25 protein-coding genes are annotated in these 25,307 nt (G+C 42.7%); 11 read left to right on the top strand and 14 right to left on the bottom strand.

The window, feature by feature from the left end; genetic code table 11:
• The first annotated feature begins 229 nt into the window (after positions 1 to 229).
• The 7 genes from L1070_RS15605 (at position 230) to L1070_RS15635 (ending at position 4,843) form a co-directional block, all read left to right on the top strand.
• Complete coding sequence (locus L1070_RS15605) at positions 230 to 565, top strand: zinc ribbon domain-containing protein YjdM (protein WP_237126246.1); 336 nt, start codon at positions 230 to 232, stop codon at positions 563 to 565.
• A gap of 220 nt (positions 566 to 785) precedes the next feature.
• Positions 786 to 1,079 (top strand): antibiotic biosynthesis monooxygenase, encoded by a 294-nt coding sequence (locus tag L1070_RS15610; RefSeq protein WP_237126247.1) that lies wholly within the window; start codon positions 786 to 788, stop codon positions 1,077 to 1,079.
• 306 nt (positions 1,080 to 1,385) lie between these two features.
• Positions 1,386 to 2,732 (top strand): S8 family serine peptidase, encoded by a 1,347-nt coding sequence (locus L1070_RS15615; RefSeq protein ID WP_237126248.1) that lies wholly within the window; start codon positions 1,386 to 1,388, stop codon positions 2,730 to 2,732.
• 216 nt (positions 2,733 to 2,948) lie between these two features.
• Positions 2,949 to 3,488 carry a manganese efflux pump MntP family protein gene (locus L1070_RS15620; RefSeq protein ID WP_237126249.1) on the top strand — a complete coding sequence of 180 codons (540 nt, stop codon included), beginning with the start codon at positions 2,949 to 2,951 and terminating at the stop codon, positions 3,486 to 3,488.
• Positions 3,489 to 3,608: 120 nt separating this feature from the next.
• On the top strand, positions 3,609 to 3,788 hold the full coding sequence (locus L1070_RS15625) for a hypothetical protein (RefSeq protein ID WP_237126250.1): 180 nt from the start codon (positions 3,609 to 3,611) through the stop codon (positions 3,786 to 3,788).
• Positions 3,789 to 3,995: 207 nt separating this feature from the next.
• Positions 3,996 to 4,379, top strand: a complete 384-nt coding sequence (locus L1070_RS15630; RefSeq protein WP_237126251.1) for a rhodanese-like domain-containing protein — start codon at positions 3,996 to 3,998, stop codon at positions 4,377 to 4,379.
• 209 nt (positions 4,380 to 4,588) lie between these two features.
• Positions 4,589 to 4,843 carry a hypothetical protein gene (locus L1070_RS15635; protein ID WP_070985563.1) on the top strand — a complete coding sequence of 85 codons (255 nt, stop codon included), beginning with the start codon at positions 4,589 to 4,591 and terminating at the stop codon, positions 4,841 to 4,843.
• 104 nt (positions 4,844 to 4,947) lie between these two features.
• On the opposite strand, the gene L1070_RS15640 is transcribed toward L1070_RS15635, so the two are convergent.
• Genes L1070_RS15640 through L1070_RS15665 form a run of 6 tightly spaced genes read right to left on the bottom strand, consistent with a single transcriptional unit; the run spans position 4,948 to position 12,148 of the window.
• Positions 4,948 to 5,196 carry a DUF3862 domain-containing protein gene (locus tag L1070_RS15640; protein ID WP_070985562.1) on the bottom strand — a complete coding sequence of 83 codons (249 nt, stop codon included), beginning with the start codon at positions 5,194 to 5,196 and terminating at the stop codon, positions 4,948 to 4,950.
• Positions 5,197 to 5,210: 14 nt separating this feature from the next.
• Positions 5,211 to 6,053, bottom strand: a complete 843-nt coding sequence (locus tag L1070_RS15645) for a CsiV family protein (protein ID WP_237126252.1) — start codon at positions 6,051 to 6,053, stop codon at positions 5,211 to 5,213.
• The gene (mfd, locus tag L1070_RS15650; protein ID WP_237126253.1) at positions 6,050 to 9,532 is read right to left on the bottom strand and encodes a transcription-repair coupling factor; all 3,483 of its coding nucleotides are present in this window, start codon (positions 9,530 to 9,532) and stop codon (positions 6,050 to 6,052) included. Before mfd ends, L1070_RS15645 begins: the two co-directional genes overlap by 4 nt.
• A gap of 24 nt (positions 9,533 to 9,556) precedes the next feature.
• Complete coding sequence (locus L1070_RS15655; RefSeq protein WP_237126254.1) at positions 9,557 to 10,447, bottom strand: carbon-nitrogen hydrolase; 891 nt, start codon at positions 10,445 to 10,447, stop codon at positions 9,557 to 9,559.
• A gap of 9 nt (positions 10,448 to 10,456) precedes the next feature.
• Positions 10,457 to 11,494 carry an agmatine deiminase family protein gene (locus tag L1070_RS15660; RefSeq protein WP_237126255.1) on the bottom strand — a complete coding sequence of 346 codons (1,038 nt, stop codon included), beginning with the start codon at positions 11,492 to 11,494 and terminating at the stop codon, positions 10,457 to 10,459.
• Between the two features lie 54 nt (positions 11,495 to 11,548).
• On the bottom strand, positions 11,549 to 12,148 hold the full coding sequence (locus L1070_RS15665) for a PilZ domain-containing protein (RefSeq protein WP_237126256.1): 600 nt from the start codon (positions 12,146 to 12,148) through the stop codon (positions 11,549 to 11,551).
• 179 nt (positions 12,149 to 12,327) lie between these two features.
• Between L1070_RS15665 and L1070_RS15670 the strand changes: the two genes are divergently transcribed.
• The gene (locus tag L1070_RS15670) at positions 12,328 to 12,936 is read left to right on the top strand and encodes a GNAT family N-acetyltransferase (protein ID WP_237126257.1); all 609 of its coding nucleotides are present in this window, start codon (positions 12,328 to 12,330) and stop codon (positions 12,934 to 12,936) included.
• Positions 12,937 to 13,203: 267 nt separating this feature from the next.
• On the opposite strand, the gene L1070_RS15675 is transcribed toward L1070_RS15670, so the two are convergent.
• Both L1070_RS15675 and L1070_RS15680 read right to left on the bottom strand, forming a co-directional pair.
• Positions 13,204 to 16,377: a multidrug efflux RND transporter permease subunit gene (locus L1070_RS15675; RefSeq protein WP_237126258.1), complete on the bottom strand. Its 3,174-nt coding sequence runs from the start codon at positions 16,375 to 16,377 to the stop codon at positions 13,204 to 13,206.
• 3 nt (positions 16,378 to 16,380) lie between these two features.
• Positions 16,381 to 17,556, bottom strand: coding sequence for an efflux RND transporter periplasmic adaptor subunit (locus L1070_RS15680; RefSeq protein WP_237126259.1), 1,176 nt, complete (start codon positions 17,554 to 17,556; stop codon positions 16,381 to 16,383).
• Positions 17,557 to 17,847: 291 nt separating this feature from the next.
• On the opposite strand from L1070_RS15680, the gene L1070_RS15685 reads away from it, so the two are divergent.
• Entirely contained in the window at positions 17,848 to 18,450 is a 603-nt protein-coding gene (locus L1070_RS15685; RefSeq protein WP_070985553.1) for a TetR/AcrR family transcriptional regulator, read from the top strand.
• On the opposite strand, the gene L1070_RS15690 is transcribed toward L1070_RS15685, so the two are convergent.
• The 6 genes from L1070_RS15690 to L1070_RS15715 all read right to left on the bottom strand — a co-directional run bounded on the left by L1070_RS15690 (position 18,434) and on the right by L1070_RS15715 (position 22,889).
• Positions 18,434 to 20,278 carry an ABC transporter ATP-binding protein gene (locus L1070_RS15690; RefSeq protein ID WP_237126260.1) on the bottom strand — a complete coding sequence of 615 codons (1,845 nt, stop codon included), beginning with the start codon at positions 20,276 to 20,278 and terminating at the stop codon, positions 18,434 to 18,436. The genes L1070_RS15685 and L1070_RS15690 overlap by 17 nt on opposite strands.
• Before the next feature lie 150 nt (positions 20,279 to 20,428).
• Entirely contained in the window at positions 20,429 to 20,875 is a 447-nt protein-coding gene (gene fur / locus L1070_RS15695; protein WP_070985551.1) for a ferric iron uptake transcriptional regulator, read from the bottom strand.
• 110 nt (positions 20,876 to 20,985) lie between these two features.
• Positions 20,986 to 21,513, bottom strand: a complete 528-nt coding sequence (gene fldA / locus L1070_RS15700) for a flavodoxin FldA (protein ID WP_070985550.1) — start codon at positions 21,511 to 21,513, stop codon at positions 20,986 to 20,988.
• Between the two features lie 14 nt (positions 21,514 to 21,527).
• Positions 21,528 to 21,806: a LexA regulated protein gene (ybfE, locus tag L1070_RS15705; RefSeq protein ID WP_070985549.1), complete on the bottom strand. Its 279-nt coding sequence runs from the start codon at positions 21,804 to 21,806 to the stop codon at positions 21,528 to 21,530.
• Between the two features lie 2 nt (positions 21,807 to 21,808).
• On the bottom strand, positions 21,809 to 22,030 hold the full coding sequence (locus L1070_RS15710) for a DUF2788 domain-containing protein (RefSeq protein ID WP_070985548.1): 222 nt from the start codon (positions 22,028 to 22,030) through the stop codon (positions 21,809 to 21,811).
• Positions 22,031 to 22,112: 82 nt separating this feature from the next.
• Positions 22,113 to 22,889, bottom strand: a complete 777-nt coding sequence (locus L1070_RS15715) for an alpha/beta fold hydrolase (protein ID WP_237126261.1) — start codon at positions 22,887 to 22,889, stop codon at positions 22,113 to 22,115.
• Between the two features lie 127 nt (positions 22,890 to 23,016).
• On the opposite strand from L1070_RS15715, the gene seqA reads away from it, so the two are divergent.
• The gene (gene seqA, locus L1070_RS15720; RefSeq protein WP_070985546.1) at positions 23,017 to 23,565 is read left to right on the top strand and encodes a replication initiation negative regulator SeqA; all 549 of its coding nucleotides are present in this window, start codon (positions 23,017 to 23,019) and stop codon (positions 23,563 to 23,565) included.
• A gap of 9 nt (positions 23,566 to 23,574) precedes the next feature.
• Positions 23,575 to 25,212 (top strand): phosphoglucomutase (alpha-D-glucose-1,6-bisphosphate-dependent), encoded by a 1,638-nt coding sequence (gene pgm / locus L1070_RS15725; RefSeq protein ID WP_237126262.1) that lies wholly within the window; start codon positions 23,575 to 23,577, stop codon positions 25,210 to 25,212.
• Positions 25,213 to 25,307: the final 95 nt, after the last annotated feature.

The following is a 25,307-nucleotide window of genomic DNA, read 5'->3' on the forward strand; positions in this document are numbered from 1 at the left end:
ATTGTTGTTACAAGCGCAGCAGTTTATCACAAAAAACAGGGGGCCAAAGGAGTTTATGAGAAAGTTGTGGTTTTTAGCATTATGATTGCGTGTTTGAATAATTGAGTGCTAATAACTCATGATGGACGCGCTATTAGTTAGGTATGGATAAAGTTACCCTAATTATTGGTACCAACAGCAAGTGCGCGGTATTATATGTTGATAATTAACAATATAAAGAAGTAGAAATATGTCATTTCCACCTTGTCCAAAATGTCAATCCGAGTTTGTATACCAAGATCAAAGTAACCTTGTTTGTCCAGAGTGTGCTTATGAATGGAACCCAAATGAAATCGATGAACAGAGCATCATCAAGGTAAAAGATGCAAACGGCGCTTTGCTTAATGATGGTGATAAAGTTACAGTGATCAAGGATTTAAAGATAAAAGGAAGCTCACAAGTTATTAAAATCGGCACCAAAGCTTTGGTAAGACGCGTGTTAGATAAGAAAGATCATGAACTCGATTGCAAAGTTGATGGGGTGGGGGAGATGATGGTAACAGCTAAGTTTGTCAAAAAAGCTTAGTTTCTTTCAGTGCCAATGGACTCAACCCATAAATTTACAGCGACACAACTAAGCGGCACATAAGTGCTGCTATTGTTGCTCAGCTGCTATTTAACGCTAGCCTGATGAGCACTAGTGTGAGGTTATTGGGCTTAAAACCATTTAAATAAACTCAATAGAGTGGGCTTATTTAAATGGTCTGATTATCTTTTTTGATAAAAGAAATATAAAGGAGTGATTGATGTTTGCGGTAATCTTTAAGGCAAAAACTGGGCGTCAAGATGAGCATTATTCTCAGACAGTTGAATTAATGCGCACCCTAGCGTTTGAAAAATATAACTGTCAGGATTTTATTGCCGTGACAGAAGGCCAACAGGAAGTCACAATATCTTATTGGCTATCACAAGAAGATATAAAAAACTGGCATGCGGACAGCCAACATCGTGTTGCTCAGCAGCTGGGGCGTGATACATGGTACGACTCTTACGTGGTAGAAGTGGTTGAGATCCTAAGAAAGTATAGTTTTGGTGAGTAGTAATTTAACTCGATAGCAGCTCACTAAAAAAACATATAATGTATGGTGCTTTTGGTTCTTCCAAAAAAGGAATGTAATATCGAAAGCACTTATCCATTCAATATAGTACCGTTAAGGGGCTATTCAGTATGAAACTCATTGATATTATGGCAGTATTGCTGTCCGCATAAACCGTGCCTACCGTTTATACATCTTGGTTATACGCATGTAACAATTCAGCCTAGCAATATTCCATCCTTTATTTGTACATTGTGATTTTCTAAATAATACTAAAGTTGATGTACGTAAAATGTTAAGTAGTCAATTATGAAAACCTCAACATTGTCGATGATGCTGGTGGGTGTGGGTTTGCCACTTGTAGCTGCTGCCAATGTCCAATATAGATCCTCAGAAATTGTTGTAGCAGGACCTGTGACAGATTCAAGCCTAAATGTACTTAGTTATTACCCTAAATCCAACCTGAGTATAGTGTCGGTTGCTAAAGGGAAAGAGCTGGATAAAGCGAAGAAGATGCGTTTAAAGGGAAGTCGTGCTCATGTGAATGTGCTCGTTAATAAGTTCGCTATGCCAAATGACCCCTATTTAAGCTATCAGTGGAACTGGCAAAATATTGGAGCCTATGGTGGATGGGATATCAGCACTGGCGGAACGAGTACAGTTGCTGTTTTAGATACTGGGTTAGCCAGTGGTGGTTCAGATGGAGTTGGCTGCGTTGTTGCGCCTTACAATGTGTATGACCCAATGAATTACCCAGAAGATGGTGATGGCCATGGCACGCATGTATCGGGCACCATTGCGCAAAGTACCAATAATGGTATTGGTGTGGCCGGTTTGGCGTATGGCGCATGTATTATGCCGGTGAAAGTACTGGATGACAGTGGTAGCGGCAGTATGGCGGCAATTGCAGAAGGGATATATCACGCAGTAGACAGCGGTGCTGATGTGATAAACCTTAGTTTAGGTGTGAGTGCAAGGTATCGTATTACTTCAGATCCAATTTTAGACCCAGCACTTGAATATGCTGCGTCAAATAACGTTATCGTGATTGGCGCATCAGGTAATGATGGTAGTCGCAAAAATATTAGTTATCCTGCAAGCCACAGTAGTGTGATTGCAGTAGGTGCAACAGATGCTAATGATCAGGTAACACGTTACTCGAACCGAGGTGATATGCTTGATTTGGTCGCTCCCGGTGGGGATACCAGCGTTGATAGTAATGGTGATGGATATGCCGATGGTATTTTGCAAGAAACAAAGATTGGCGGAAGTTGGGGTTATTATTTCTTTCAAGGTACTTCGATGGCGACTCCACACGTAGCGGCTTTGTCTGCAATGCTGATAAGTAATGGTACTGCCAGTACGCCTGTTGATGTTAAAGCTGCTATGCAGCAAACCGCTGTTGATTTATATGACACAGGTTGGGATAAGACATCTGGAGCGGGACTGATAAATGTGCCTGCAGCTCTCAATTGGCAACCGGGTATTGTGAATCCCCCTCCTATGTGTACCGATGCTGATAATGACGGTGTGTGTGTTGAGGAGGGAGATTGTGATGATAACAATGCCTCCGTATACCCCGATGCAAACGATACGCGAGGTAAAAAGGGTAGAGACGGAATTGATAATGACTGCAATGGTATTATTGATGGTTAATTGGTCATTTAAATCGCATACATTATAAGGTGAGATGCGCGATTGTTGAGTGTAACGTTATACTCGAAACTCCAACAATCGCGCGTTAATCGCTTCCACTTATCGCATATTTCATTGTGTCGTTCGCAATATGTTATAGCGCCTTTATTGGCTTCTGATAAGCTTCCACTTAAGAATCTTGGCTCTTTTTAGCCGCTTTTGAATAGTGAGTGATAGATGTTTGAAGTGATGGTGCTGGCAATTGCATTAAGTATGGACGCATTTGCAGTATCAATTGGCTTGGGCGCAAAAAAGGCTATGCAGACATCCGCCCTGGCATTTAAGTCTGCAATGTATTTTGGTGTATTTCAGGCGCTAATGCCGATGGCAGGATACCTAGGAGGTAAGGGAGTGCTCGGGTGGGTGCAAAACTATGCACACTGGGTCGCTTTTGTGTTGTTGTTACTTATTGGCATAAAAATGCTCTATGAAGCGATGTCAGAAGGAATAGAAGAGGATATTGCTCAGATCACGCATAGAGTCATGCTGATGCTGGCGCTAGCCACCAGTATAGATGCCATGGCAGCCGGTTTTACCTTAACATTATTGCAAGTGGAACCCTTTTTTGCGTGCGCGCTAATAGGTATCACCACATTTATATTTAGCTGGATAGGGGTTGTCGTCGGTAAACGTAGCGGTACATGGTTGGAAAGTAAAGCGGAGTGTTTGGGAGGGGTGATACTTATTTTAATGGCATTTAAAACACTCTTGTTTTGATATAGGTGAAATCGTTATTTTATAAATAGTTACGATATAAATAGAGGCATGATTAAGCTTATGTAAACCCATCAGCTAGTACTATTAAAAGCAATGGTTTAAAGAACAAAGGCTTAAGAAATGAAAATCACTATCGGTTTATTGTGTGTAATGATTTTTCTCGGTGGTTGCAAACTCACTCGTGTTGAAGGTGAAGTAGAAGACGTTGAAGTGAAAATAGGCAATAAATACAGTCACAGTACGTCTAGCAACAAACATTGTCCTCCTGGTCTTGCTAAACAAGGGAGATGCAAAAATTAAAATTTATGTGTACATAAATGTAAAAGGTAAATGAATCTGCGAGCGTGAAAATGCTCGCAGATTCATTTCAACAATACAAAAATGCGATATAAATTCGTATCTTTCACCAGCTTAAGCGCGGGAAATGACGAGTATTCTAGTCTACTATTTATGTTCCTAATGTATTCTGATCACTCAAGTTAACCCTATAAACTAGGAGGCATAGATATGATTGAGTTTATCAAAACAATAACAGTACTGTTATCGCTCTATTCCTGCCAAATATTCGCGCAATCGGATATCACGCAAAACCAACTACTTATTAACCAGATGTCTGATAAATCCCATGTCATTATTGACGTTCGTAGCGCGGAAGAATATGAGCAGGGACATATTAAAGGCGCGATTAATATTCCATTCAATCAGATTGAGCGACATATGAGTTTGCTGGAGCAACATAAGCAATCACACTTAGTTGTTTATTGCCGCTCAGGAAGAAGGGCGACTATTTTTATCGATGCACTGACACCCGAAGGATTTAACCTTTTGCACCTAGAAGGTGATATGAATGCATGGCTCAAAGCAAAGTTACCTGTAGTGACCAAACAGTAGTTTAATATCGTTCCGTAAAGTCTAGATCCTAAGAACGATATTCTTACTCATACTGAATTTCGTTTTTTATATATAAATAAATTATATATATATGAAAGTATATGTTTGCGGGACAGCCACTTTATGTGCTTTGATGTATTTGTTGTTCATAATATAGAAATATAACAACAAGTGAAGATGAAGTAATAACGCATAAAAAGGAAAGGAAGATGAAAATATCAGTAATAATGGCGGTGCTTAGTGTATTGTTTTTGGCTGGGTGTAAATCTAATGATGCGTCTGATGGTGCTACAGCGCAGACAAAGAAAAAGGCGTATCACTGCGAACAGGCTACCAAACTGGGTTCTATGATATCAAGAACGCGTTGTATCACACACGCTGACAAAGAACGTGAAGAGCAAAAGAGTAAAGAAGCATTTAGAGATTCAAGAGCTAAGGCTCCGAGAATCCATAGTGGTGGTTGAATAACGGATTAACTGAATTAGTTCAGATTAAAGATGCATTACATACTTGCTTTTAGCGTAGCAAGTATGGAAAAGGGAAAGTGTAATACTTTCCCTTTTGGTGATTATTCCAAACCTTTTTTGGTGTAAAGCGTGACCTTATCAGAAACTAGCGTAATTTTGATGTGCTTATCTTCACCGCCCCAAGTACAGTTGGTATGCAGGGTTTTTTCTTCACATTCATCGGCAGAGCCTAAAATCGCTTCAACTTCAGCCTTATCCATGCCTACTTTTACTTTATTATAGTTTTCTAAATTAACTTTAGAACATCCAACTAAAGTTAAAATAGCGGCGCTGATCAATAGTTTTTTCATAGATTTACCCGTTCTTAGTGTTTGTATTTTCTTATTTGAAAGATAATCCCCAATTTGGGATGATCTAAATAATGTATGTCTCCGCTGTATACACGTGTAAACTGCGACATTCGAGCTTTCTGTGTGTCTCCATCATCCATCAAATAACGTATATCAAGATTGCTGGTGACATAAAGATAATGCTTTACATGGATCTTTATTAAGCCTTCTAGTTGCCAGTGATCCTCATCAGCTTCGGTTTGAATGTTAAAGCGTTTATCTAGCAGACCAAGGTAGCCGTTTTGCTCGATGGTATCGAGAAGTCTTTGGCTGACAGGCGACTTAAATCTTTTCCCTGCAAAGATTTTCATGAATGGTGCTTTCCGTTGGCTTTGTTCAGGAAAGCGCCAGCCAGTGTGAAGAATTGGTTTTAAACCTCGGCGTTGCAACTTTTTAAGCACATCTTCAAACTTTAGCTGCTGCTTAGACAAAAGGTAGATATTATCCATATGCTCTTGCGAGTCCGCGTAGGGAGACACAGGGAGCGTATCGTATCGCGCGATGTAGTCATGGCTGGCATCGCACCCCCAAGAGTTACCTGCGTTACTCATTTGTTGAATAAACGGGCGAGGGTCGAAATCTGGATCACCTTCTAAACACCGTTGTTGACCTTGTGTATTAAATCCTTCACTTAGCAGGTCCAATTGCCTTTTCCCTTCAATAGGTGGGTGAACTAGACTAAAGTCTTCTCTGAGTGAATCGGTAGGCTGTTGTTCAAAAGCTATCATTTCAACTTCAAACCAGCGCTCTGCATTCGCGTTTAGAGAGAGTGTTGATAGCCAAAATGTCAGCGTCAGATTTGTTATTAACTGCTTCATGCAACTGCCTTTTTGTGAAAGTCTTCAATCATAGCATTGATTAATTTCAAACGCTCTTGACCATTTTTTTCTTCTATCGCAAAGCGTAATTTATTTGCGCCTTCCATTTTGTAGACACGCGGATTGCTTTGTATCAAAGCAATGATGAACGTTGGGTTAACTTTGGTTGTTGCGTTGAACTCAAAATAGCCACCTTTGGCATTTGCTTCTATCTTGCTGACCCCAATTTCGCTTGCTTGGACTTTAAGCTCCTGTACTTTGAATAGGTTTTTCGCAGCGTCGGGTAGTAGCCCAAATCGGTCAATAAGCTCTACCTGTAGCTCGTCCAATTCTTGATTGCTTTTGGTACTGGCAATGCGTTTATACATGCTCAAGCGCATATTCACATCAGGAATATAATCATCGGGTAATAATGCCGGAATTTTTAGATCAACGTCGGTATGTTGCTGCAATAGATTGTCTAATGTGGGTTCTTTGCCATCTTTGAGTGCCTGTACAGCCTGTTCAAGCATTTCCATGTACAAAGTAAAACCAACCGTTTGTATTTGCCCGCTTTGATCATCACCAAGCAATTCCCCAGCGCCTCGAATTTCAAGGTCGTGTGTTGCAAGCGCAAAACCCGCGCCGAGATCTTCAAGAGATTCGATAGCCTGTAGACGTTTAACAGCATCCTTGGTCAAAGTTTGGCTGTTCCTAGTGAGCAAGTATGCATACGCTTGGTGGTGGCTGCGACCAACACGTCCTCGCAGTTGGTGCATTTGCGCAAGCCCCAATTTGTCAGCTCTATCCATAATGATGGTATTGGCAGTGGGAATATCTATGCCGGTCTCAATGATAGTGGTACATACTAAAACATTATATTTTTGATGGTAAAACTCACTCATCAAATGTTCTAGTTCACGTTCTCGCATTTGTCCATGAGCAATGGCAACACCGGCTTCAGGTACAAGTGCTGCAATATCGCTGGCGGTTTTGTCTATGGTTTCTACATTGTTATGTAAAAAATATACCTGACCACCGCGCTTGATTTCACGTAATATCGCTTCGCGGATCAGCTCATCATTTCGCTCTTTCACAAAAGTTTTCACTGCCAAACGTTTTGCTGGGGGCGTTGCAATAATAGATAGGTCGCGCATACCGCTCATGGCCATGTTAAGCGTACGTGGTATGGGCGTTGCCGTCAGGGTTAAGATATCTACATCAGCGCGAAGCTGTTTGATTTTTTCTTTTTGGCGAACACCAAAACGATGTTCCTCATCCACAATTAACAGGCCTAAATCTTTAAACTTAATGTTTTCTTGAATAAGCTTGTGGGTGCCAATAACAATGTCTATCTGGCCACTTTCAAGTTTATCTAGCGTATCCTTTTGTTCTTTAGCGCTGTTAAAACGTGATAGAACACCGACTTGGACAGGTAAATCTGCAAAGCGATCTTTGAAGTTTTCGTAATGTTGCTGGGCGAGCAACGTGGTCGGCACCAACACGGCAACTTGTTTATTATCGTTAATGGCTGCAAATGCACCACGCATAGCCACTTCAGTTTTACCAAATCCAACATCACCACATACTAGACGGTCCATTGCTTGGTTTGACTGCATATCAGCTAACACGGCCTCGATGGCGTTGCGTTGATCGTCAGTTTCTTCAAACGGAAAACTATTTGCGAAGTCACGATATAGGGCCCCATCTAGCTTAAACGCGTAGCCTGGTTTACTTTGACGCTTTGCATAAATATCAAGTAATTCAGCGGCAACATCTCTGACTTTTTCGGCAGCTCTACGCTTGGCTTTTTCCCATACATCGGAGCCAAGCTTATGCAGCGGGGCTGTGGCTTCTTCACCACCAGAATAACGACTGAGCATGTGTAGGGCTGAAACTGGCACGTAGAGCTTGGCATCATTGGCGTAAGTAATCGTAACGAACTCTGTTGTAACACCAGCTGCATCAATAGTTTGCAAACCTAAGTAGCGACCAACACCATGATCCAGATGAACAATCGGTTGACCTTCTTTTAGTTCGGCAAGATTGCGTATCAGCGCATCTTGGCCTTGCTCGTATTTGTGTTTTCTGCGTCGGCGCTGAGATACCTTAACGCCCAACAGCTCTTGCTCAGTGATAATGCTCAGCGCAGGCTTGCTATCTTTACCTGAGAGAAACACGCTCTGTTCGAGTGGGCTTACGATTAGACCCACGTCTGTATTGCTTGTCATGAAGTCAGCAAAGCTCTCAAACTCTTTGAGTTTAAGGGCGGTCGGTTTGAGGAGGGTCAGTAGAGACTCTCGACGACCATCTGACTCTACACTAAAAATGATGCGTGCTTTTTGCTTTTTTTGCTCGGCAACATAACTAAGAATTTTGCTGTAAGGGTCGCTCTGCTTATGATCGATACGAATATCGAGCAACTCATTTGCTGATAGGTTGGTGTGGCCCGCTTTGGTACCTAATTTAGCTTGGCTCAGTCGAATGCGACCATAGCGATTAAACTGACTATATAATTCTTCAATAGGTTGATAGAGTTTTACTGGCTCCAACAGCGGCCTTAAAGGGTCGACACGTCTATTTTCATAACGCTTTTCAACGTCTTGCCAAAAGCTTTGTGCAGCGTGTTCGATATCTCCAAGATGCATTATCGTGGTGTTATCTGGAAGGTAGTCGAAGATGGTTGCCAATTGCTCGTAAAATAGCGGTAAGTAATACTCGATACCAGCGGGCCAATTGCCTTTGGTCACTTGCATGTAAATAGAGTCTTTTTCGGCACTGGCGCCAAATGCCTCTCTATAACCCACGCGAAACCGTTCTATATCCGCGTCATTGGTTGGAAATTCATGCGCGGGAAGCAAGTCAATTTCATCAACTTTATCACTAGAGCGTTGTGTTTCAATATCAAACAAACGAATGCTGTCGAGCTCATCGTCAAAAAAGTCAAATCGATAGGGGTGTTCGCTGCCCATGGGGTATAAATCAACAATAGACCCCCTTACTGCAAATTCACCGTGCTCCATCACTTGTTGTACATGTCGATAGCCAGATTCGCTCAAAGCAGACTTGAGTTGTTGTGCATCTATCACATCACCGACTTTGTACTTTAAGGCACTTCCATAGATGAATGCTGGCGGTGCTGTGCGAAGCATCAACGTGGATACGGGCACTATCAAGACACTGTTATTCTGTTGTTTTAGTGCATTGAGTGTCGCCAGACGCTGGGAAATAATGTCTTGGTGTGGTGAGAAGTGATCATATGGTAATGTTTCCCAATCGGGAAAAATCATCACAGAGCGCTTGGGTAGTAAATACCCAAGCTCAGTTTCTAAGCGCAGTGCACAAGGGGTATCTGGAGTAACGATCACAACCAGCTCTGGGTGCTTTGAAATGCCTTCGCTAAGCGCGACGCTCAAACCACTGCCGCTAAGCTGGCCCCAATGGATTTTATCTGTGGTGTTTTTTACCCAAGGTAATTCGCTCCAATGCGCAAACGACATTGATCACTCCTGTTTCGTTATTATTTAGTCTCGATAGATTTTGCAAAGGTCTTGATACTGGTCAATACGGCGATCTCTTAGATACGGCCAAATACGACGAACCGATTCACTGCGGCCCTGATCAATCTCAACTACCAGTGTTTGTTCCTGTGTTTCACTACCATGAACCAGCATTTCACCTTGTGGGCCTGCAACGAATGAGTTGCCCCAAAATTGAATGCCTTCGCTTTGTGTGCTCGGGTCTTGTTCATGACCTACGCGGTTTACACTAATGACAGGTACTCCATTGGCGACAGCGTGGGCGCGTTGAGAAATGATCCAAGCGTCGAGCTGGCGAATTTGTTCGTCCTGTTCATCTCTAGGATCCCAACCGATTGCGGTAGGGTAGATAAGTAGCTCAGCACCTGCCATGGCCATCAGTCTTGCAGCTTCAGGGAACCATTGATCCCAACATACTAAAACACCTAATTTACCGACCGAAGTTTGAATGGGCGTAAAGCCTAAGTCACCTGGCGTAAAATAGAACTTTTCGTAAAATCCAGGATCGTCCGGAATATGCATCTTTCGGTATTTACCTGCAATTGTTCCATCACGCTCTAACACCACTGCGGTGTTGTGATACAAGCCAGTTGCGCGCTTTTCAAACAATGAAGTGACGATAACAATATCGAGCTCTTTGGCCAGTGCGCCATACATATCTGTACTCGGGCCAGGGACTGTTTCGGCCAAGTCAAATAAGTCGGTGTCTTCGGTTTGGCAAAAGTACAAGCTACGATGCAGCTCTTGTAGCACTACCAGTTTTGCGCCTTGTTTAGCTGCGTCGCGAATGCCTTGCACGGTTTTATCGGTGTTTTGCTCTAGGCTATTGCTGTTGGCGTGTTGTACCAAACCAACTTTAAGTAATTGTGAACTCATGGCTTCGTCCTATTTTAAAAAACCACGTGGTAACTGCATTGTAATGCAATGCAAGCTGCCGAATTGATGAATAATAGGCAAACAATTAATGCCAATAACGGTGTGCTGTGGATAGGCCTTTTGTATCTGAGCCAAGGCTAACGCATCGTGAGCATCATCATACACAGGTACTAACACTGTTGAATTAATGATCAGGTAATTCGCATAAGTTGCTGGTAACCTGTCGCCATCGTCGTCAAACACGGCTTTTGGCCATGGTAAAGCTATCAACTTGTATGCGTCACCCTCAGGTGTTCTAAAACTTTGTAACTGCTTTTCCATCAAATCAAGCGACTTACAATGCTCGTCATTCTGGTCGTCACATTTTACGTAGACTAAAGTATTGTTCGGTGCAAAACGAACCAAGGTATCGATATGGCTATCGGTATCGTCACCGGCTAGGTAGCCATGATCAACCCATAAAAAATCACGTGCGCCAAGTTGCTCCATGAGTAGCGACTCAATGCTTTGTTTATCGTGTTGTGGGTTTCGGTTTGGGTTTAGAAGGCACTCAGACGTTGTTAGCAAAGTGCCGTGCTCGTTAATTTCAACGCCACCACCTTCTAGTACAAAGTCAATTGCTTGGTATTGATTACTAGAGTCTGCCAATTCGTTGACCAACTTGGCATTGATAGCGTTATCTAGCTGCGCCTCAAACTTATTGCCCCAGCCATTAAAGATAAAGTCATTAATACACAATCGCCCTAGTTCATCGGAGCAGGTGAGGGGGCCGTGATCTCTTGCCCATGTGTCGTTACATGGGGTAACAACAAATCGTACTTTGGATAACTCGACATCCGCTTCGCTCAGTAGCGAGCTAATGTGTGTTTTTAACTGCTCATCGTGGGCAACGATCACAACATATTGTAACTGAGTAATGTGTTGACAAAGAGTAACATACACAGGTTCAACATCTGCGAGTATGCTCGCCCAGTCGGTATCTTTGTGTGGCCAAGTGAGCATCACAGCATCTTGTGGGGCCCATTCAGGTAGAAGTCTAAAGCTCATGATTAAACACTAATAAATAACTAAGCCGTTAGTTTATCATTGTGTCGTGAGCTGTCAGCTATTTTGTTCTTTATTCTGCTCTGATTGACGCTTTTTTAGCTGTCGAGTTTGGGCATGCAGACTTGCGCGTACCAGCAACTCCTGATCTTCTTCACGGATTTTGGTAAACGCTATGGTGTGCTGGTGCTTGTCATCTTTGCTACTTTTTACATCGATAACTTCACAATAACAGTAGATAGCTGCGGCTTCTTGTCGTAAAAACAGTTTTGTTCTTAGTGCTGTGCCAACGGGGTATGTAACTTGAGATGTAAAGCGCAGCCCGCCGCCGCCATATGAATCACAGTAGATATTATCTTCATCGGGTTGTTCTGTGGCGAGAATATGACTCATTATGAGGTCAATTTTGCGAGATTGGGCCTGTAAAAACGCTGCCAGATCGGTCGCAATATCGCCTAAATTACGAAGTGGGCTGAGCATTTTGTGGTCAAGCTCTTTCATCTCGTTGGCAAGTTTAAACAATGCAGGAATTTTTGCCTCAAGTTCACCTAAGGTGCTGGGTACTTCATCAAGGTTTACCTCTTTGAGATTGACCTGATTGGCATCGTCTACCTGAAAGTACTGTTCAAAGTTTTCGAGAAGTTGTTGCTTATTCATAACACGACCATAGTGGTGTTTTATTTAATATTAACGGCTTAGCGCTAAAAACACCATAGTATCGGCATGACAAGACTAAAAAGTGCTTCTAAAACTGCAAAAATATTTGTATAAATACAGGTTTGTAATAATAATGTATTAAATTGTTGCTTAATGATTAATTTTTATAGGTGAGTTATATGGACATAATAGAAACAGATCCGAAGGCACTGACTGCCGCCTTATCCTTACCAGAGAACCTAAAAATAAGAAATGCCACGGTCGCAGATGTAGCAGAAATGGCTCGGGTCACTCAAGCCAGTTGGCAGCTAGCGTTTAAGCCATTTTTACCTCAGGATGTGCTAGACAGAGGTACGCAGGAATTCTTTCAGAAAATCTGGACATCCATTGTGAACAAGCCAAAAGATAATACCGCGCTGGTGATAAGCAACGGGCGTCATATAGTTGCTTGTGGTGCAAGTGGTAAGTATCGCACCGCTCATAACCCTGTTAGTAGGCGCGTGTGTAAATTAAAGGCTGGTGAGCTTTATCGTGGTTATGTGCTACCCGATCATCAAAATAAAGGCTTGGGTCAAGCATTGCTCAAAGCGCGTCTTCTTAAACTATATGAACAAGGGTATCAGCGAGCTTATACATGGATTTACGCCAAGAACACTCAAGCTCGCGCTTTTTATGAAAAGCACGGCGCGGTTAGCTTAGACAGTGCGTTAGGTTTGACGATGAATCGGTATCCATTTGAAGAAGTGTGTTATGGAATTGAAGTGAATAGTGTTTTTAATGACCTGTAATGAGGCGTGAGAAGAGCGGGGTGGAACGTCAATGTGAAGTTTATTTGTGTTGTGTTAGGAGTAAGATACTTCTTAGCGTAAGGAAGGAGTTTCGATAATTACGCTAAAACTGATGAAGTAGTATATAAGCTTCCATAGTATATAAAGGTACTGAGTGTCTTGGTACGGTCAACTGGGACCCATATCTCACAGTATTAGAACAATAAGATAGAACAAACATAGTTTGCATATTAAGGCGGCCATTGTGAAGTGGCCGCCTTTTTAGTTTTACGCTAATCCTTCTTTAGTATCTACTTGCTCTTTTTTGTGTTGTTCAGCGATTTCATCAGCCAGCTCCTGCCTAGAGCGTTTTTCTGTCAGTTGACGGTTAGTCAGCCAGAAAAAGAATAAAGGCACGAAGAACACTGCAAGGAATGTGGCAGCCATCATACCACCCATAACACCTGTGCCTACGCTATGTCTCGCGCCAGCGCCAGCGCCTGAACTGAGCACAAGTGGTACAACGCCAAGGATAAATGCCAGTGAAGTCATAATAATAGGTCTGAACCTTAGTCGTGCCGCTTCTAATGCAGCTGCGCTGGTGCTCCAGCCTTGCTGATGTTTCATGAGCGCATATTCGACAATCAAAATGGCATTTTTACTGGCAAGTCCTAACAGGGTCACCAAACCAATTTGGAAATACACGTCGTTCGTTAATCCGGCAATCCATACCGATATTAATGCGCCAAATGTACCAAAGGGTAGGGCAAGTAACACTGAAAATGGTAATGACCAGCGTTCATAAAGTGCCGCTAGAATTAAAAAGACCATAATCACAGCCAGCCCCAAAGCAAGCCCCGTTGTGCCCGAGCTTTGCTTTTCCTGATAAGCAGAACCTGTCCAGTCATAACTCATGTCAGGCGGTAATACGCTACGAGCGATCCGCTCCATCTCCGCAATTGCTTGGCCAGAGCTGTATCCTGGTGCTGCTTCACCAAGCAGTTTAACTGCTGACAAGTTATTGTAACGTTCGAGGCTTTCGGGACCGCGACTGTATTCAATGTCAGTAAACGCTGAGATAGGTACCATATCGCCTTGATTGTTCTTCACATAGATACGGCCTACGTCCTCAGGTGTCATTCTAAATTCAGCTTCAGCGGAAAGTAGTACCTGCCAAGCTCGGCCAAATTTATTGAAGTCATTTACGTAATAAGTACCTAGGTTGGCAGCCAATGCATTGAAAGCACTGTTGATGTTGACACCCATTGCTCTTGCTTGCTCTCGGTCCATATGAACTTTTAGCTGTGGTGCATCGGGGCGCCATAGCGTTTGTAAACTGGCAAGCACGGGGCTTTTTTGTGCTTCGTTCATCAACAACTGCATACCTTGTTTTAGCTTTTCAGGCCCGCCGGCTCCTTTATTTTGTAGGTAAACCTCAAAACCACCCGTGTTTCCGAGGCCAAAAATTGGAGGTGGGTTGAATGCAAGTACCAGTGCTTCGTTGATATGCGCGGTTTTCATGTAAAGCTCACCAACTAAAGATTTTGCCTCTACTTCACGCTCATCCCAATGTTTTTGCGTAACAAACAACGTAGCAGCACTGTTTTTGTAGCCATTACCAATGAAGTCGAAACCAGTGAAAGCAACAACGTTCTCATTGGCAGGGTTTGACTGAATTGCGGTGATGACTTCATCAACCACTTCAGCGGTGCGCTCTAAAGATGAACCATCGGGTAAGAAGATAGCCGAAATATAGAAGCCCTGATCTTCATCTGGAACCAAGGAGCTCGGGGTGCTTTTCCACAAGATGCCAGTGACGCTTATCATGGTTGCAACAAGAATAAAGCCGAGCAAACCGCGTCTAACCATAAAACTAACCGCACTGACATAGCGACCTGTGATCTTGGCAAAGAACTCGTTGAACCAGACAAAGAATCCTGCGGTTTGTTTGTGTTCATGCTTTAAAATGAGAACACACAGTGCAGGGGTCATAGTGAGTGCGACTACACCCGACAAGCTCACTGAAATAGAAATGGTGATTGCAAATTGTCTAAATAGCTCGCCAGTGAGGCCACCCAGAAAGGCAATCGGTACAAACACCGAGCAAAGTACTAGAACGATCGCAACTACAGGGCCGCTGACTTCTTGCATCGCTTGAATGGCCGCTTCACGCGCACTGACATGTTTTTCATGCATGATACGTTCGACATTTTCCAAGACAACAATTGCATCATCGACCACGATACCGATTGATAATACCATTCCAAACAAGGTCAGAGTATTAATAGAGTAACCTAGCATATACATACCAGCGAACGTGCCGAGTAAGGATACAGGAACCGCCAAGGTTGGGATCAAAGTGGCGCGCCAGTTTTGCAAAAATAGATAAACGACTAAAAACACCAAAACCATTGCTTCGACAAGAGTTATCAGTACCTCTCGGATGGAAACCTCAACAAAGCGAGTGGTGTCATAGGCATTTAGGTGCGATAGCCCAATTGGAAACTGGGTTTTGAGTTCTTCAATGGTTTGGTTAACTTGTGCGGCGACATCCAGCGCGTTAGCACCTGGCTGTAAAAAGATACCGAGTAACACCGCTTGCTTACCGTTGATGGTACCAGCAAAGTTGTAATCTTTAGAGCCTAGTTCTACACGGGCGATGTCTTTCAAACGTAGATTAGAACCATCAGGGTTTACGCGGATCAAGATATCTTCAAACTCTTCAGCACTCGATAAGCGCCCTTGTGCGGTGACACTGTATACTAATTCCTGTGCATGCTTTGAGGTAGGCGTTGCACCTATTTGGCCCGCTGCATATTGAGAGTTTTGTTCCCTTATTGCGCCACTCACTTCTTCAACGGTAACGCCCAACTGGCTCATAATATCTGGACGTAGCCAGATACGCATAGCATAGTCTTTGGCACCAAAAATTTGCACGTTTGTTGTGCCTGGGATGCGCTTTATTTTATCCAATACGTTCATGGTGACATAGTTAGAAGTCCATAAACTGGTCCGCGAGTTGTCAGGCGAGTAAAAGGCATGTACTTGTAAAAAGCTAGAAGAACCTTTGGCTACAACCACGCCTTGTCTGCGAGTCTCTTCTGGCAATCTTGCTTCAACTTGCTTAACGCGATTATTAACGTTAACAGCGGCTTGGTCCACATCTGTGCCAATCTCAAATGTTACCATGATGGTGGTAACGCCTGAACTGGTACTGGTGGAACTCATGTACATCATACCTTCAACGCCTGTGATGGCGTTTTCGATAGGTGCAGCTACCGTTTGTTCTAATACCTCAGCAGATGCCCCCGGATAGACGGCGGTCACTTGTACAACAGGAGGGGCGATTTCAGGATATTGAGCGACAGGTAGGCTTCGCATCGCCGCCAAACCCGCCAAAACAATGACGATAGATATGACAAAGGCAAAGATTGGCCTGTCTATAAAAAAGCGAGAAAACATACGTTATTTTTCTCCCTGTTCTACGACTTGTACTGGCATTCCAGGGAAGAAAATACGCGCCATACCTTCAACGATTACCGATTGTTGTGGTTGAAGACCGCTGCGAATTATCCAATAGTTATTTTCATCTATTCTGACCCATTCACCTACTTCAACAGGAGCGGGTAAGGCAACCAGTGTGCCTTGCTCGTTTTTTGTTGCAACGTAAACGAACTTACCAGTACCGTTATCAAGTACCGCGCGTTGAGGTAGTAATACAACATTGTGACGTACCGCACCTTTTAGTCTTACTCGTACAAATTGGCCGGGTCTAAGCTGTGATTGTGGATTGGCTACTTTGGCTTGTAATTCACTTGTGCCAGTGTAGCGGTTGACTCTTACGTCGGAGAAGTTTACTTTGCCTGTTTGCTCATAGATACTGCTATCTTGTAGCACAATTTCAACGTCGAATTCATTGTTCTCTGGTAATGTTAATCCGCCTGTTTCAACATCTTGACGCATCTTCAATTGTTCGCGCTCAGAAAAGCCAAAGCGCACGCGCATAGTGTGAGTGTCAGTAAGTTCTGTTAATAACACTTCAGGGCCTGAGACATAACTGCCTTCAGAAACAAGCTCACGTCCAATAATACCTGAGACGGGGGCTTTTACTTGCGCGTAATTCAAATTGAGCTTGGCTTCATTAAGGGCCACTCTCGCTGACTCCAAATTTGCTAGAGCGATGTCGTAGCTGGATGCCGCGTTATCAAAGTCACGTTTGGACAATGAACGCTCATTGGTAAGTGTTTCAAAGCGATCGCGTTCTCGTTTCGTCTGGATAACCGCAGCCTCTGCTGCATGAAGTTTCGCTTTGGCTGTTTCAAGCTCAAGTTTAAATGGTTCAAGATCGAGCGTAAAAAGTGATTGGCCCTCTGTTACGGTTTGGCCTTCTTCAAAATTTCTTGATTCAACAATGCCAGACACACGGGCGCGTATTTCTACTTCCTTGTTACCTGCCAGTGTAGCGGGTAGTTCAATGGTAATTGGTACATTGGTTTTTGTAACAGGGAGTATGCTAACCGCAGCAGGCGGCATGGCGTGAGGCGCTGATTGTGAATTATCTTCTTGGCAGGCAGTAAGTAATAAAAGCGTGCTTGCCATAAGTACGACTGATTTTACACAGCTAGTGAAGTGTGGATACATGTTTACTCCAATTCCTGTAGATGCATTGTAACTCTAACGTTGCAGATAATAATGCTTACTATCTCTGAACTGGCTGTGTTGTGAGTCCACTAGACATGCTCAGAGAAGCGACCTTGCTTTTGCCCACTGACTATACAATATATACCCATAGTAAAGATAAGTGAACGAACTTTTAGAAAGTAAACGATAGTGTATACTTTCTTGATTTGTAGGTAAACGGTTTAGTTTACTTTTTATTTGCCCAGTTTTTCATTAAAATACAGTTAACAGCTCTTATAACAAGAATATTAGATGACGCAATATTCAGCAAAACAGCAAGATATTCTGAGCGCGGCAATTCAGTTGTTTGCTCAACAAGGTTTATCGGCGACTACAATGGAGCAAGTTTGTAACTCTGCTCAAGTTTCAAAACGTACGTTATACAAACACTTTGCTAACAAAGACGCGCTTTTTGACGCCGTTGTTGACTTATTGATAAAACGCATCGTACCGCTCACTTCAATTCAGTTTATCCCAAACTATGACTTTGCCACGCAACTTAAGCATTTAGCGAGAAGTGCGGTGTCGCTACTTAGCGATGACGATTACCTTACTTTGTCACGTATTGTTATCATTGAATCCATGCGCTCAAAAGAACAGGCTCACAACCTAAATATGCGTTTGATGGATTGTGAAAAAGCCATGTTAATATGGTTCGAAGATGCAGCTAATGCACACTGTTTAGGTAACTTTAACGCTGAATTTGCTGCCGCCTTTTTCTGGGGCGGGTTAAAAAAACTGACGTTTTGGGAGCAAGTGATCAAATGGCAAGCGCCACTAGATGAGGCAGCGCTTGACAAGTTGATTGAGCAGGTGTGCTTGTTATTTTGCTCAGGTGTTACTCCACGCCAATAAACCCACCTGTTTGGTGGGCCCACAGCTTGGCATAAATACCGCCCAGTGCAAGTAGTTCACTATGGGTGCCGTGCTCAACGATCTGCCCTTGTTCCATCACGATAAGTTTGTCCATTTGGGCAATCGTTGACAATCTGTGTGCAATAGCAATAACAGTCTTGCCAGCCATGAGTGTATCTAGGCTATCTTGAATGGCAGCCTCAACCTCAGAATCGAGAGCGGAAGTCGCTTCATCCAAAATCAGGATAGGGGCATTTTTTAGCAACACTCGCGCAATCGCAATACGTTGACGCTGGCCACCAGAGAGTTTAACGCCTCGCTCACCCACCTGAGCATCAAAGCCTTTGTGACCTTTACTGTCTTCTAGGTCCTGAATAAAGTCATAGGCTTGTGCCTGCTTCGCGGCACTAATTAGCTCTTCTTCAGTAGCACTGGGACGTCCATACAAAATATTGTCACGCACGCTTCTATGTAGCAACGAAGTATCTTGAGTGACCATAGCAATATATTGGCGAAGGCTTTCTTGCTTTACTTTAGAAATATCCTGTCCATCAATACATATACAGCCGCTGTCAATATCGTAAAATCTTAGCAGCAAGTTCACTAATGTTGACTTGCCAGCGCCTGAACGCCCAACCACGCCAACCTTTTCTCCGGGCTTAATTGATAAGGAGAGGTTATCAATCACATTGGCTTGGGTATTTTTATCAAGGCGTTTGTAGGCAAAGCAGATATCTTTAAACTCTATCGCACCGGCGCTAAATTCCAAAGTACGTGCCTGTGGCTCATCTTGTATATCAATTGGTTTAGACAACGTGGTAATGCCATCAGACACAGTGCCGATATTTTCGAATAATCCACTTATCTCCCACATTATCCATTGTGACATTCCATTTAGTCGCAAAGCTAAGCTTACGGTAATGGCAATGGCACCTACTGTAATCGCACTAAGTGACCATAAATATAAAGATAAAGCAGCAACGGAGAATACCAATAGGTAATTTAGCGTTTGCACGCTCACATTGAGACCAGTGGCTAATCTCATTTGCTTGTATACAGGCTGAATAAATACATCCATGCTGTCTTTGGCGTATTGTTCTTCACGTTGTGTATATGAAAAAAGTTTAACGGTAGAAATATTGGCATAACTGTCAACAATACGGCCAGTCATCTCGGAGCGAGCATCAGCTTGAGCGCTAGACACGCGTTTGAGTTTTGGCACAAAGTAAACCTGTACGCCAATATATAAAGCAAACCATACCAGCATGGGTAGCATGAGCCTAATATCCGCCTGTGCAACCAGCGCCATCATCGCAGTAAAGTAGACCATCACATAGACTAGGACATCTAGCAGCTTCATTACACTTTCGCGAACTGCAAGTGCGGTCTGCATAACCTTGGTCGCTATGCGGCCTGCAAATTCATCTTGGTAGAAGCTCATACTTTGCTTTAACAAGTAGCGGTGAGCTTGCCAACGTATTGACATAGGATAGTTACCCAGCAGGCTTTGGTGCAGAATTGCTGAGTGAAAGAGCACTAAAAGCGGTAACGCAACCACTGTGACTAGCGTCATACTCAAAAGCTCTGAGCTTTTTTGTGCAAACAACTCTGTTGGCGTGTAATTTGATAGCCAATCGACCAAGTCACCCATAAACCCAAATAACATAACCTCAAGAACTGCCAATAAAGCCGCACTCAATGACATTAATACAAGTGGCCACTCCATGCCTTTGGTATAAAAACGGCAAAAAGCATACAGTGAATTAGGAGGCTGGCTGACAAGTGTTTCAGGAAATGGGTTGGTGAAGCGTTCAAAAATCTTGTACATCTGTTCTATCCCTCGTATGTAAGATCCTCATTCTACCAATTACTGGGTAAATATCCAGTATCTATATTTCTTTTTAATCAACGTCCATTCAAGTCAAGGTTTTAGCCATAAAAAAACCGGCCTAGGCCGGTTACAAACAAATACGAATAATTAGTTGCCGTTTTCTTCAGCGTACTTCTTACAAGCTTCTTTGTCTTCACATTCACCGTATAAATAAAGTGAATGGTTTGTCAGCTTAATGCCATTTTGCTTTGCAATCTCATCTTGACGAGTTTCAATGACATCATCTTCAAACTCAACCACTTTGCCACATTTTAAGCAAACAAGGTGGTCATGGTGTGTGGAGCCAGACAGTTCAAATACAGACTTGCCACCTTCGAAATGGTGACGGGTTACTATGCCCGCGTCATCAAACTGGTTTAATACACGGTAAACCGTCGCCAGACCAATTTCTTCTCCTAAATCCAACAGGATTTTGTAAACATCCTCAGCGCTGATATGTTGATTGTCTGGTGATTGTAAGATCTCAAGGATTTTGATCCTCGGAAGGGTTACCTTTAAACCGGCTTTTTTTAACTCTAAGTTGTGATCAGTCATTAAATCTGTCTCAATCTATTTATGTGTATTTATCTTAAGTCATTCGCACGACGCCGCTTAAACTTAAGAATAACTTGCTATGCACCTAAGTGCAAAGCTTGCAATAATTATTAGTCCTCAAGCTCAGCCAAGCACATTTCATCATATACTTGAGCGCACCAAGCTTTAACACGTTGTTCAGTTAACTCTGGCTGGCGGTCTTCATCAATACCTAAACCCACAAAGTGAGAGTCATCTACTAGTGCTTTTGATGCTTCAAATTCATAACTTTCAGTAGACCAGTGACCCACAACAATAGCACCTCTTTGTGTAACGATATCGTTAATCATACCCATCGCATCTAAAAAGTACTCTGCATAATCTTCTTGGTCACCACAACCGAAAATAGCTACCAGTTTGCCTTCGAAGTCAACTTCTTCAAGTTCAGGGAAGAAGTCATCCCAGTCACATTGAGCTTCACCGTAATACCATGTAGGAATGCCGAATAAGATCAGATCAAATTCTGCGATTTCTTCTTTACTACTTTTTGCAATGTCTTTGACGTCTACAAGCTTTTTACCTAGCTCTTTTTGTATCATCTTAGCAACATGTTCAGTGTTGCCTGTGTCACTGCCAAAAAATATACCTACGCTTGCCATTTAATGCTTACCTTCTATCTGTTATTCGCTAATTTCTCTTGCAAGATGGTTTCTATTAACGCGCTACGGCTGATATTTTGTTCATCTGCCATGTCACTCAAAGCTTGGTAAAGCTCTGATGAAACTTTAAATTCTACGCGTTTTAATCCTCTTGCACGATCACGTTTAATCTGATTACGCTTGTTGACCTTTAATTGCACTTCTCTTGGAAGTGGGTTGGTTTTAGGCCTGCCGGGGCGTTTTTCATTATCAAATAAGTCAATCGTGGTTCTATCTGTTTCAGATTTTGCCATGTCTAACCAACACCTGCACCTTGCCAAAATACCTGAATTAAGCCTTTAGCAATAAAACCTGAACAGCCCAGAAACAACACTAACCAAACGGTGTATCTACCAAACTTTGGCACATCACCTTTTTTTAGAACATCTTGGATAGCCATTCCTATAAAAAAGAAGATACCCGCTAACGCGAAATACAGCCCTAAGGTTTCAAATTCGTTTATAAACTGACTGACCATGTGCGCTCTACTAAAATCTCAAACGGCGCGTACTATAACATAATCATTTGAGATAAATTAAGTTCGCAACGTAAAAACAACATTATAATTGAAGAAAATCAATTATAGATCTATTTACTGATTGCGGTTTTTCTGCATGGAGCCAGTGACCAGCACCATGGATAACCTTTGCTTTGGCGTTGCTAAAGCTTTGGGTAATGGCATCTTTATGCTCCGGCAGTATATAGTCTGAGTTGTTTCCTTTGATAAATAGAGTATCACACAAACAAGAATGAGTTGCATTTATATTTGCGGTTACTTTGCTGTAATTTTTACAGATCGACGCTAAATTAAAACGCCACGCAAGCTTGGAATGTTCATTTTTAGCTAAGCTTTTTAGTAAGAACTGTCTAACACCTAATTCTTCAATGTATTGTGCCATGATTTTATCGGCCTCGCTGCGGCTTTGTATTTTGGCATGTGTAAGGGCGTCTTCAACCGCTTGTAAGCCGGCAATGATACTATCATGTCTTGAATGATAGGCTACGGGCGCAATATCTAGAATGGCTAAACGTTCAACACGTCGTTGGTCTATCATGGCTACTTGCATTGCGACTTTTCCACCCATTGAATGGCCAACTAGGTGAGCTTTTTCAATTTGTAGGTGATCCATCAAAGCAATCACATCACTGGCCATTGTCGGATAATCCATCACTTCATGGTGAAATGATAGCCCGTGGTTTCTTAAATCTACATTCGTTACTGTAAAATGTTCAGCTAAGGCTTTAGCAACAATGTTTAGGTTATCTAATGAACCAAATAGACCATGCATAAGGATAACATGGGGCCCTGAGCCTGTTTGGGTGTAGTTAAGTAGCATGTATTCTCCTAAATTTGAGGCATAATTGTGCCAGCGTTAGGCAAAAATGCAAAGCCGTAGAGTAATGAGTGAAATCAGGATATAATCACGCACAGATGCACTAAATTTCAGTAATGACAGGAAAAGCATGAAGAAAATAGAAATAGATGACGAACTTTATCAATACATCGCAAGCAATACCCAAAGTATTGGCGAAAGTGCCTCTCAAATTTTGCGTCGTTTATTAAATCTCTCTGTTGATAGCACTGAGCCTTCAACGCCTATGCCAAGCAGCGAACCTGCCACACAACTAGAACAAAGCGAACAACTACCAGAGGCCGAAGAGCCTGCTCAATCACATGAAAATGTGTTTAATATTTTAAATAAAGAAGAACTTGCGATGCAAAAAGGTGTTGTAGGTCGATTTTTATTTATTCTTTGTGCGCTGCATCGCACTCATAAGAAAAGCTTTCATAAAGTGCTCGACATAAAAGGGCGTGACCGTATTTATTTTGCAAAAAGCAAAGAAGCGTTACTTGAAAGTGGTAGTAGTATGAACCCAAAAAATATTCTCGATAGCGAATATTGGGTGATGACCAACTCAAATACGACTCGTAAGAAAATGATGCTTCATGAAGTGGCGTTGAGCTTAGGCTACACTGAAGCGCAAGCTGAAACTATCCGAGACTACCTATAAGGACATCGTATGGCAATCCACCCAGGCGCTGGCAAACCCGCAGCGCAGTCGCAATTAGCTGATATTCCTAAACTGGTATCCGCTTATTATTTAAATGAGCCTGATTTAGAGCAACACCCAGAGCAATGCGTAGCTTTTGGCACCTCAGGGCATCGAGGCTGTTCATACAACGTGAAGTTTAACGAATCTCATATTTTGGCAATTACTCAAGCGATTTGTGATTATCGTAAAGCTAATGACATTTTCGGTCCGCTGTTTTTAGGTAAAGATACGCACGCATTATCGGAAGCTGCCTTTAACTCTGCAATAGAGGTGTTGGTTGCCAATGAAGTACAAGTCATCACACAAGAAAATGATGACTACACGCCAACGCCAGTAATTAGCCACGCAATAGTATGTCATAACAAAAATAATCCTAATGAATTAGCGGATGGTATTGTTGTTACGCCATCACACAATCCGCCTGAAGATGGTGGTTTTAAATATAATCCGCCCAATGGTGGGCCTGCTGACACCGACGTAACGAATTGGATTGAGAATCGAGCAAATCAGTTGCTGCTTGAAGATCTTGTAGAGGTTGAGCTATTTCCGTTTGCTAAAGCAAGACGTTCGGGTTTTATTAAATATCAAGATCTGATCACCCCTTATGTAGATGACTTAGCAAATATTGTTGATATGCAAGCGATCGCAAAAGCGGGTGTTAAAATAGGTGTCGATCCGCTAGGCGGGTCCGGCATTAACTTTTGGCCTGTGATTAGTCAAAAGTATCAGTTAGATCTCACGGTTGTTAACAACCAAGTTGACCCGCGCTTTGCGTTTATGCCGTTAGATAAAGATGGCAAAATTCGCATGGATTGTTCGTCACCGTACGCGATGGCTAATTTGATCGCGCTAAAGGATGACTATGACATTGGTATTGGTAATGACCCTGATTATGACCGCCATGGCATAGTGACCAAAGATGGTTTGATGAACCCGAACCACTTCTTAGCCGTAGCGATAGATTATTTGCTGAATCATAGAAGTTGGCCAAACGATGTAAAAATCGGTAAGACATTAGTCTCGTCAGCCATGATTGATAAAGTTGTTGCTGCAAACAATCATGCAGTTTATGAGGTACCAGTAGGCTTTAAATGGTTTGTTAAAGGTTTGAATAAACAATGGTTAGCGTTTGGTGGTGAAGAAAGCGCAGGGGCGTCATTTTTACGCATGAATGGTGATGTATGGAACACAGACAAAGACGGCTTCATTCTTGGATTACTGGCCGCTGAAATTTTGGCCGTAACTGGCAAAACACCATCTGAGCGATATCAGGAACTCGAGCAACAGTTTGGCTCGCCTTTATACAAGCGCATTGATGCGCCAGCATCGGTTGAGCAAAAAGACCGCTTAAAAGCGCTAAGTCCCGCGGATGTAACCGCTGATCAGCTCGCTGGCGACAAAATTACTCAGATATTAACAAATGCACCGGGTAATGATGCCGCAATAGGTGGCTTAAAAGTTGTTACCGAAAATGGCTGGTTTGCAGCGCGCCCATCTGGCACAGAAGATATTTACAAAATATATCTTGAGTCATTCAAAGGAGAAGCCCACTTGCAGCAGCTGGAACAAGAGGCTAAAGCACTTGTTGACTCAGTAATTCGTTAAGTTTTACATCATTAAAAGCCATGCTATTGCATGGCTTTTTTGTACCTTTTGAGCAAAGATAATCACTCTCACATAATAACCAGATCAGGTGACCG

It is taken from the genome of Pseudoalteromonas sp. MMG022 (genome assembly GCF_021654245.1).
Classification (GTDB): Bacteria; Pseudomonadota; Gammaproteobacteria; order Enterobacterales; family Alteromonadaceae; genus Pseudoalteromonas; species Pseudoalteromonas amylolytica.

Bases quoted from the DNA above. Each gene is read 5' to 3' on its own strand.
- ybfE (WP_070985549.1), bottom strand. From the start codon at position 21,806: ATGGCAAAATCTGAAACAGATAGAACCACGATTGACTTATTTGATAAT.
- L1070_RS15690 (WP_237126260.1), bottom strand. From the start codon at position 20,278: ATGTACAAGATTTTTGAACGCTTCACCAACCCATTTCCTGAAACACTT.
- L1070_RS15685 (WP_070985553.1), top strand. From the start codon at position 17,848: ATGACGCAATATTCAGCAAAACAGCAAGATATTCTGAGCGCGGCAATT.
- L1070_RS15680 (WP_237126259.1), bottom strand. From the start codon at position 17,556: ATGTATCCACACTTCACTAGCTGTGTAAAATCAGTCGTACTTATGGCA.
- L1070_RS15675 (WP_237126258.1), bottom strand. From the start codon at position 16,377: ATGTTTTCTCGCTTTTTTATAGACAGGCCAATCTTTGCCTTTGTCATA.
- L1070_RS15655 (WP_237126254.1), bottom strand. From the start codon at position 10,447: ATGAGTTCACAATTACTTAAAGTTGGTTTGGTACAACACGCCAACAGC.
- L1070_RS15635 (WP_070985563.1), top strand. From the start codon at position 4,589: ATGAAAATATCAGTAATAATGGCGGTGCTTAGTGTATTGTTTTTGGCT.
- L1070_RS15610 (WP_237126247.1), top strand. From the start codon at position 786: ATGTTTGCGGTAATCTTTAAGGCAAAAACTGGGCGTCAAGATGAGCAT.
- L1070_RS15670 (WP_237126257.1), top strand. From the start codon at position 12,328: ATGGACATAATAGAAACAGATCCGAAGGCACTGACTGCCGCCTTATCC.
- L1070_RS15630 (WP_237126251.1), top strand. From the start codon at position 3,996: ATGATTGAGTTTATCAAAACAATAACAGTACTGTTATCGCTCTATTCC.
- fldA (WP_070985550.1), bottom strand. From the start codon at position 21,513: ATGGCAAGCGTAGGTATATTTTTTGGCAGTGACACAGGCAACACTGAA.
- L1070_RS15645 (WP_237126252.1), bottom strand. From the start codon at position 6,053: ATGAAGCAGTTAATAACAAATCTGACGCTGACATTTTGGCTATCAACA.
- mfd (WP_237126253.1), bottom strand. From the start codon at position 9,532: ATGTCGTTTGCGCATTGGAGCGAATTACCTTGGGTAAAAAACACCACA.
- L1070_RS15710 (WP_070985548.1), bottom strand. From the start codon at position 22,030: ATGGTCAGTCAGTTTATAAACGAATTTGAAACCTTAGGGCTGTATTTC.
- L1070_RS15665 (WP_237126256.1), bottom strand. From the start codon at position 12,148: ATGAATAAGCAACAACTTCTCGAAAACTTTGAACAGTACTTTCAGGTA.
- seqA (WP_070985546.1), top strand. From the start codon at position 23,017: ATGAAGAAAATAGAAATAGATGACGAACTTTATCAATACATCGCAAGC.
- L1070_RS15615 (WP_237126248.1), top strand. From the start codon at position 1,386: ATGAAAACCTCAACATTGTCGATGATGCTGGTGGGTGTGGGTTTGCCA.
- fur (WP_070985551.1), bottom strand. From the start codon at position 20,875: ATGACTGATCACAACTTAGAGTTAAAAAAAGCCGGTTTAAAGGTAACC.
- L1070_RS15660 (WP_237126255.1), bottom strand. From the start codon at position 11,494: ATGAGCTTTAGACTTCTACCTGAATGGGCCCCACAAGATGCTGTGATG.
- L1070_RS15640 (WP_070985562.1), bottom strand. From the start codon at position 5,196: ATGAAAAAACTATTGATCAGCGCCGCTATTTTAACTTTAGTTGGATGT.
- pgm (WP_237126262.1), top strand. From the start codon at position 23,575: ATGGCAATCCACCCAGGCGCTGGCAAACCCGCAGCGCAGTCGCAATTA.
- L1070_RS15605 (WP_237126246.1), top strand. From the start codon at position 230: ATGTCATTTCCACCTTGTCCAAAATGTCAATCCGAGTTTGTATACCAA.
- L1070_RS15625 (WP_237126250.1), top strand. From the start codon at position 3,609: ATGAAAATCACTATCGGTTTATTGTGTGTAATGATTTTTCTCGGTGGT.
- L1070_RS15715 (WP_237126261.1), bottom strand. From the start codon at position 22,889: ATGCTACTTAACTACACCCAAACAGGCTCAGGGCCCCATGTTATCCTT.
- L1070_RS15620 (WP_237126249.1), top strand. From the start codon at position 2,949: ATGTTTGAAGTGATGGTGCTGGCAATTGCATTAAGTATGGACGCATTT.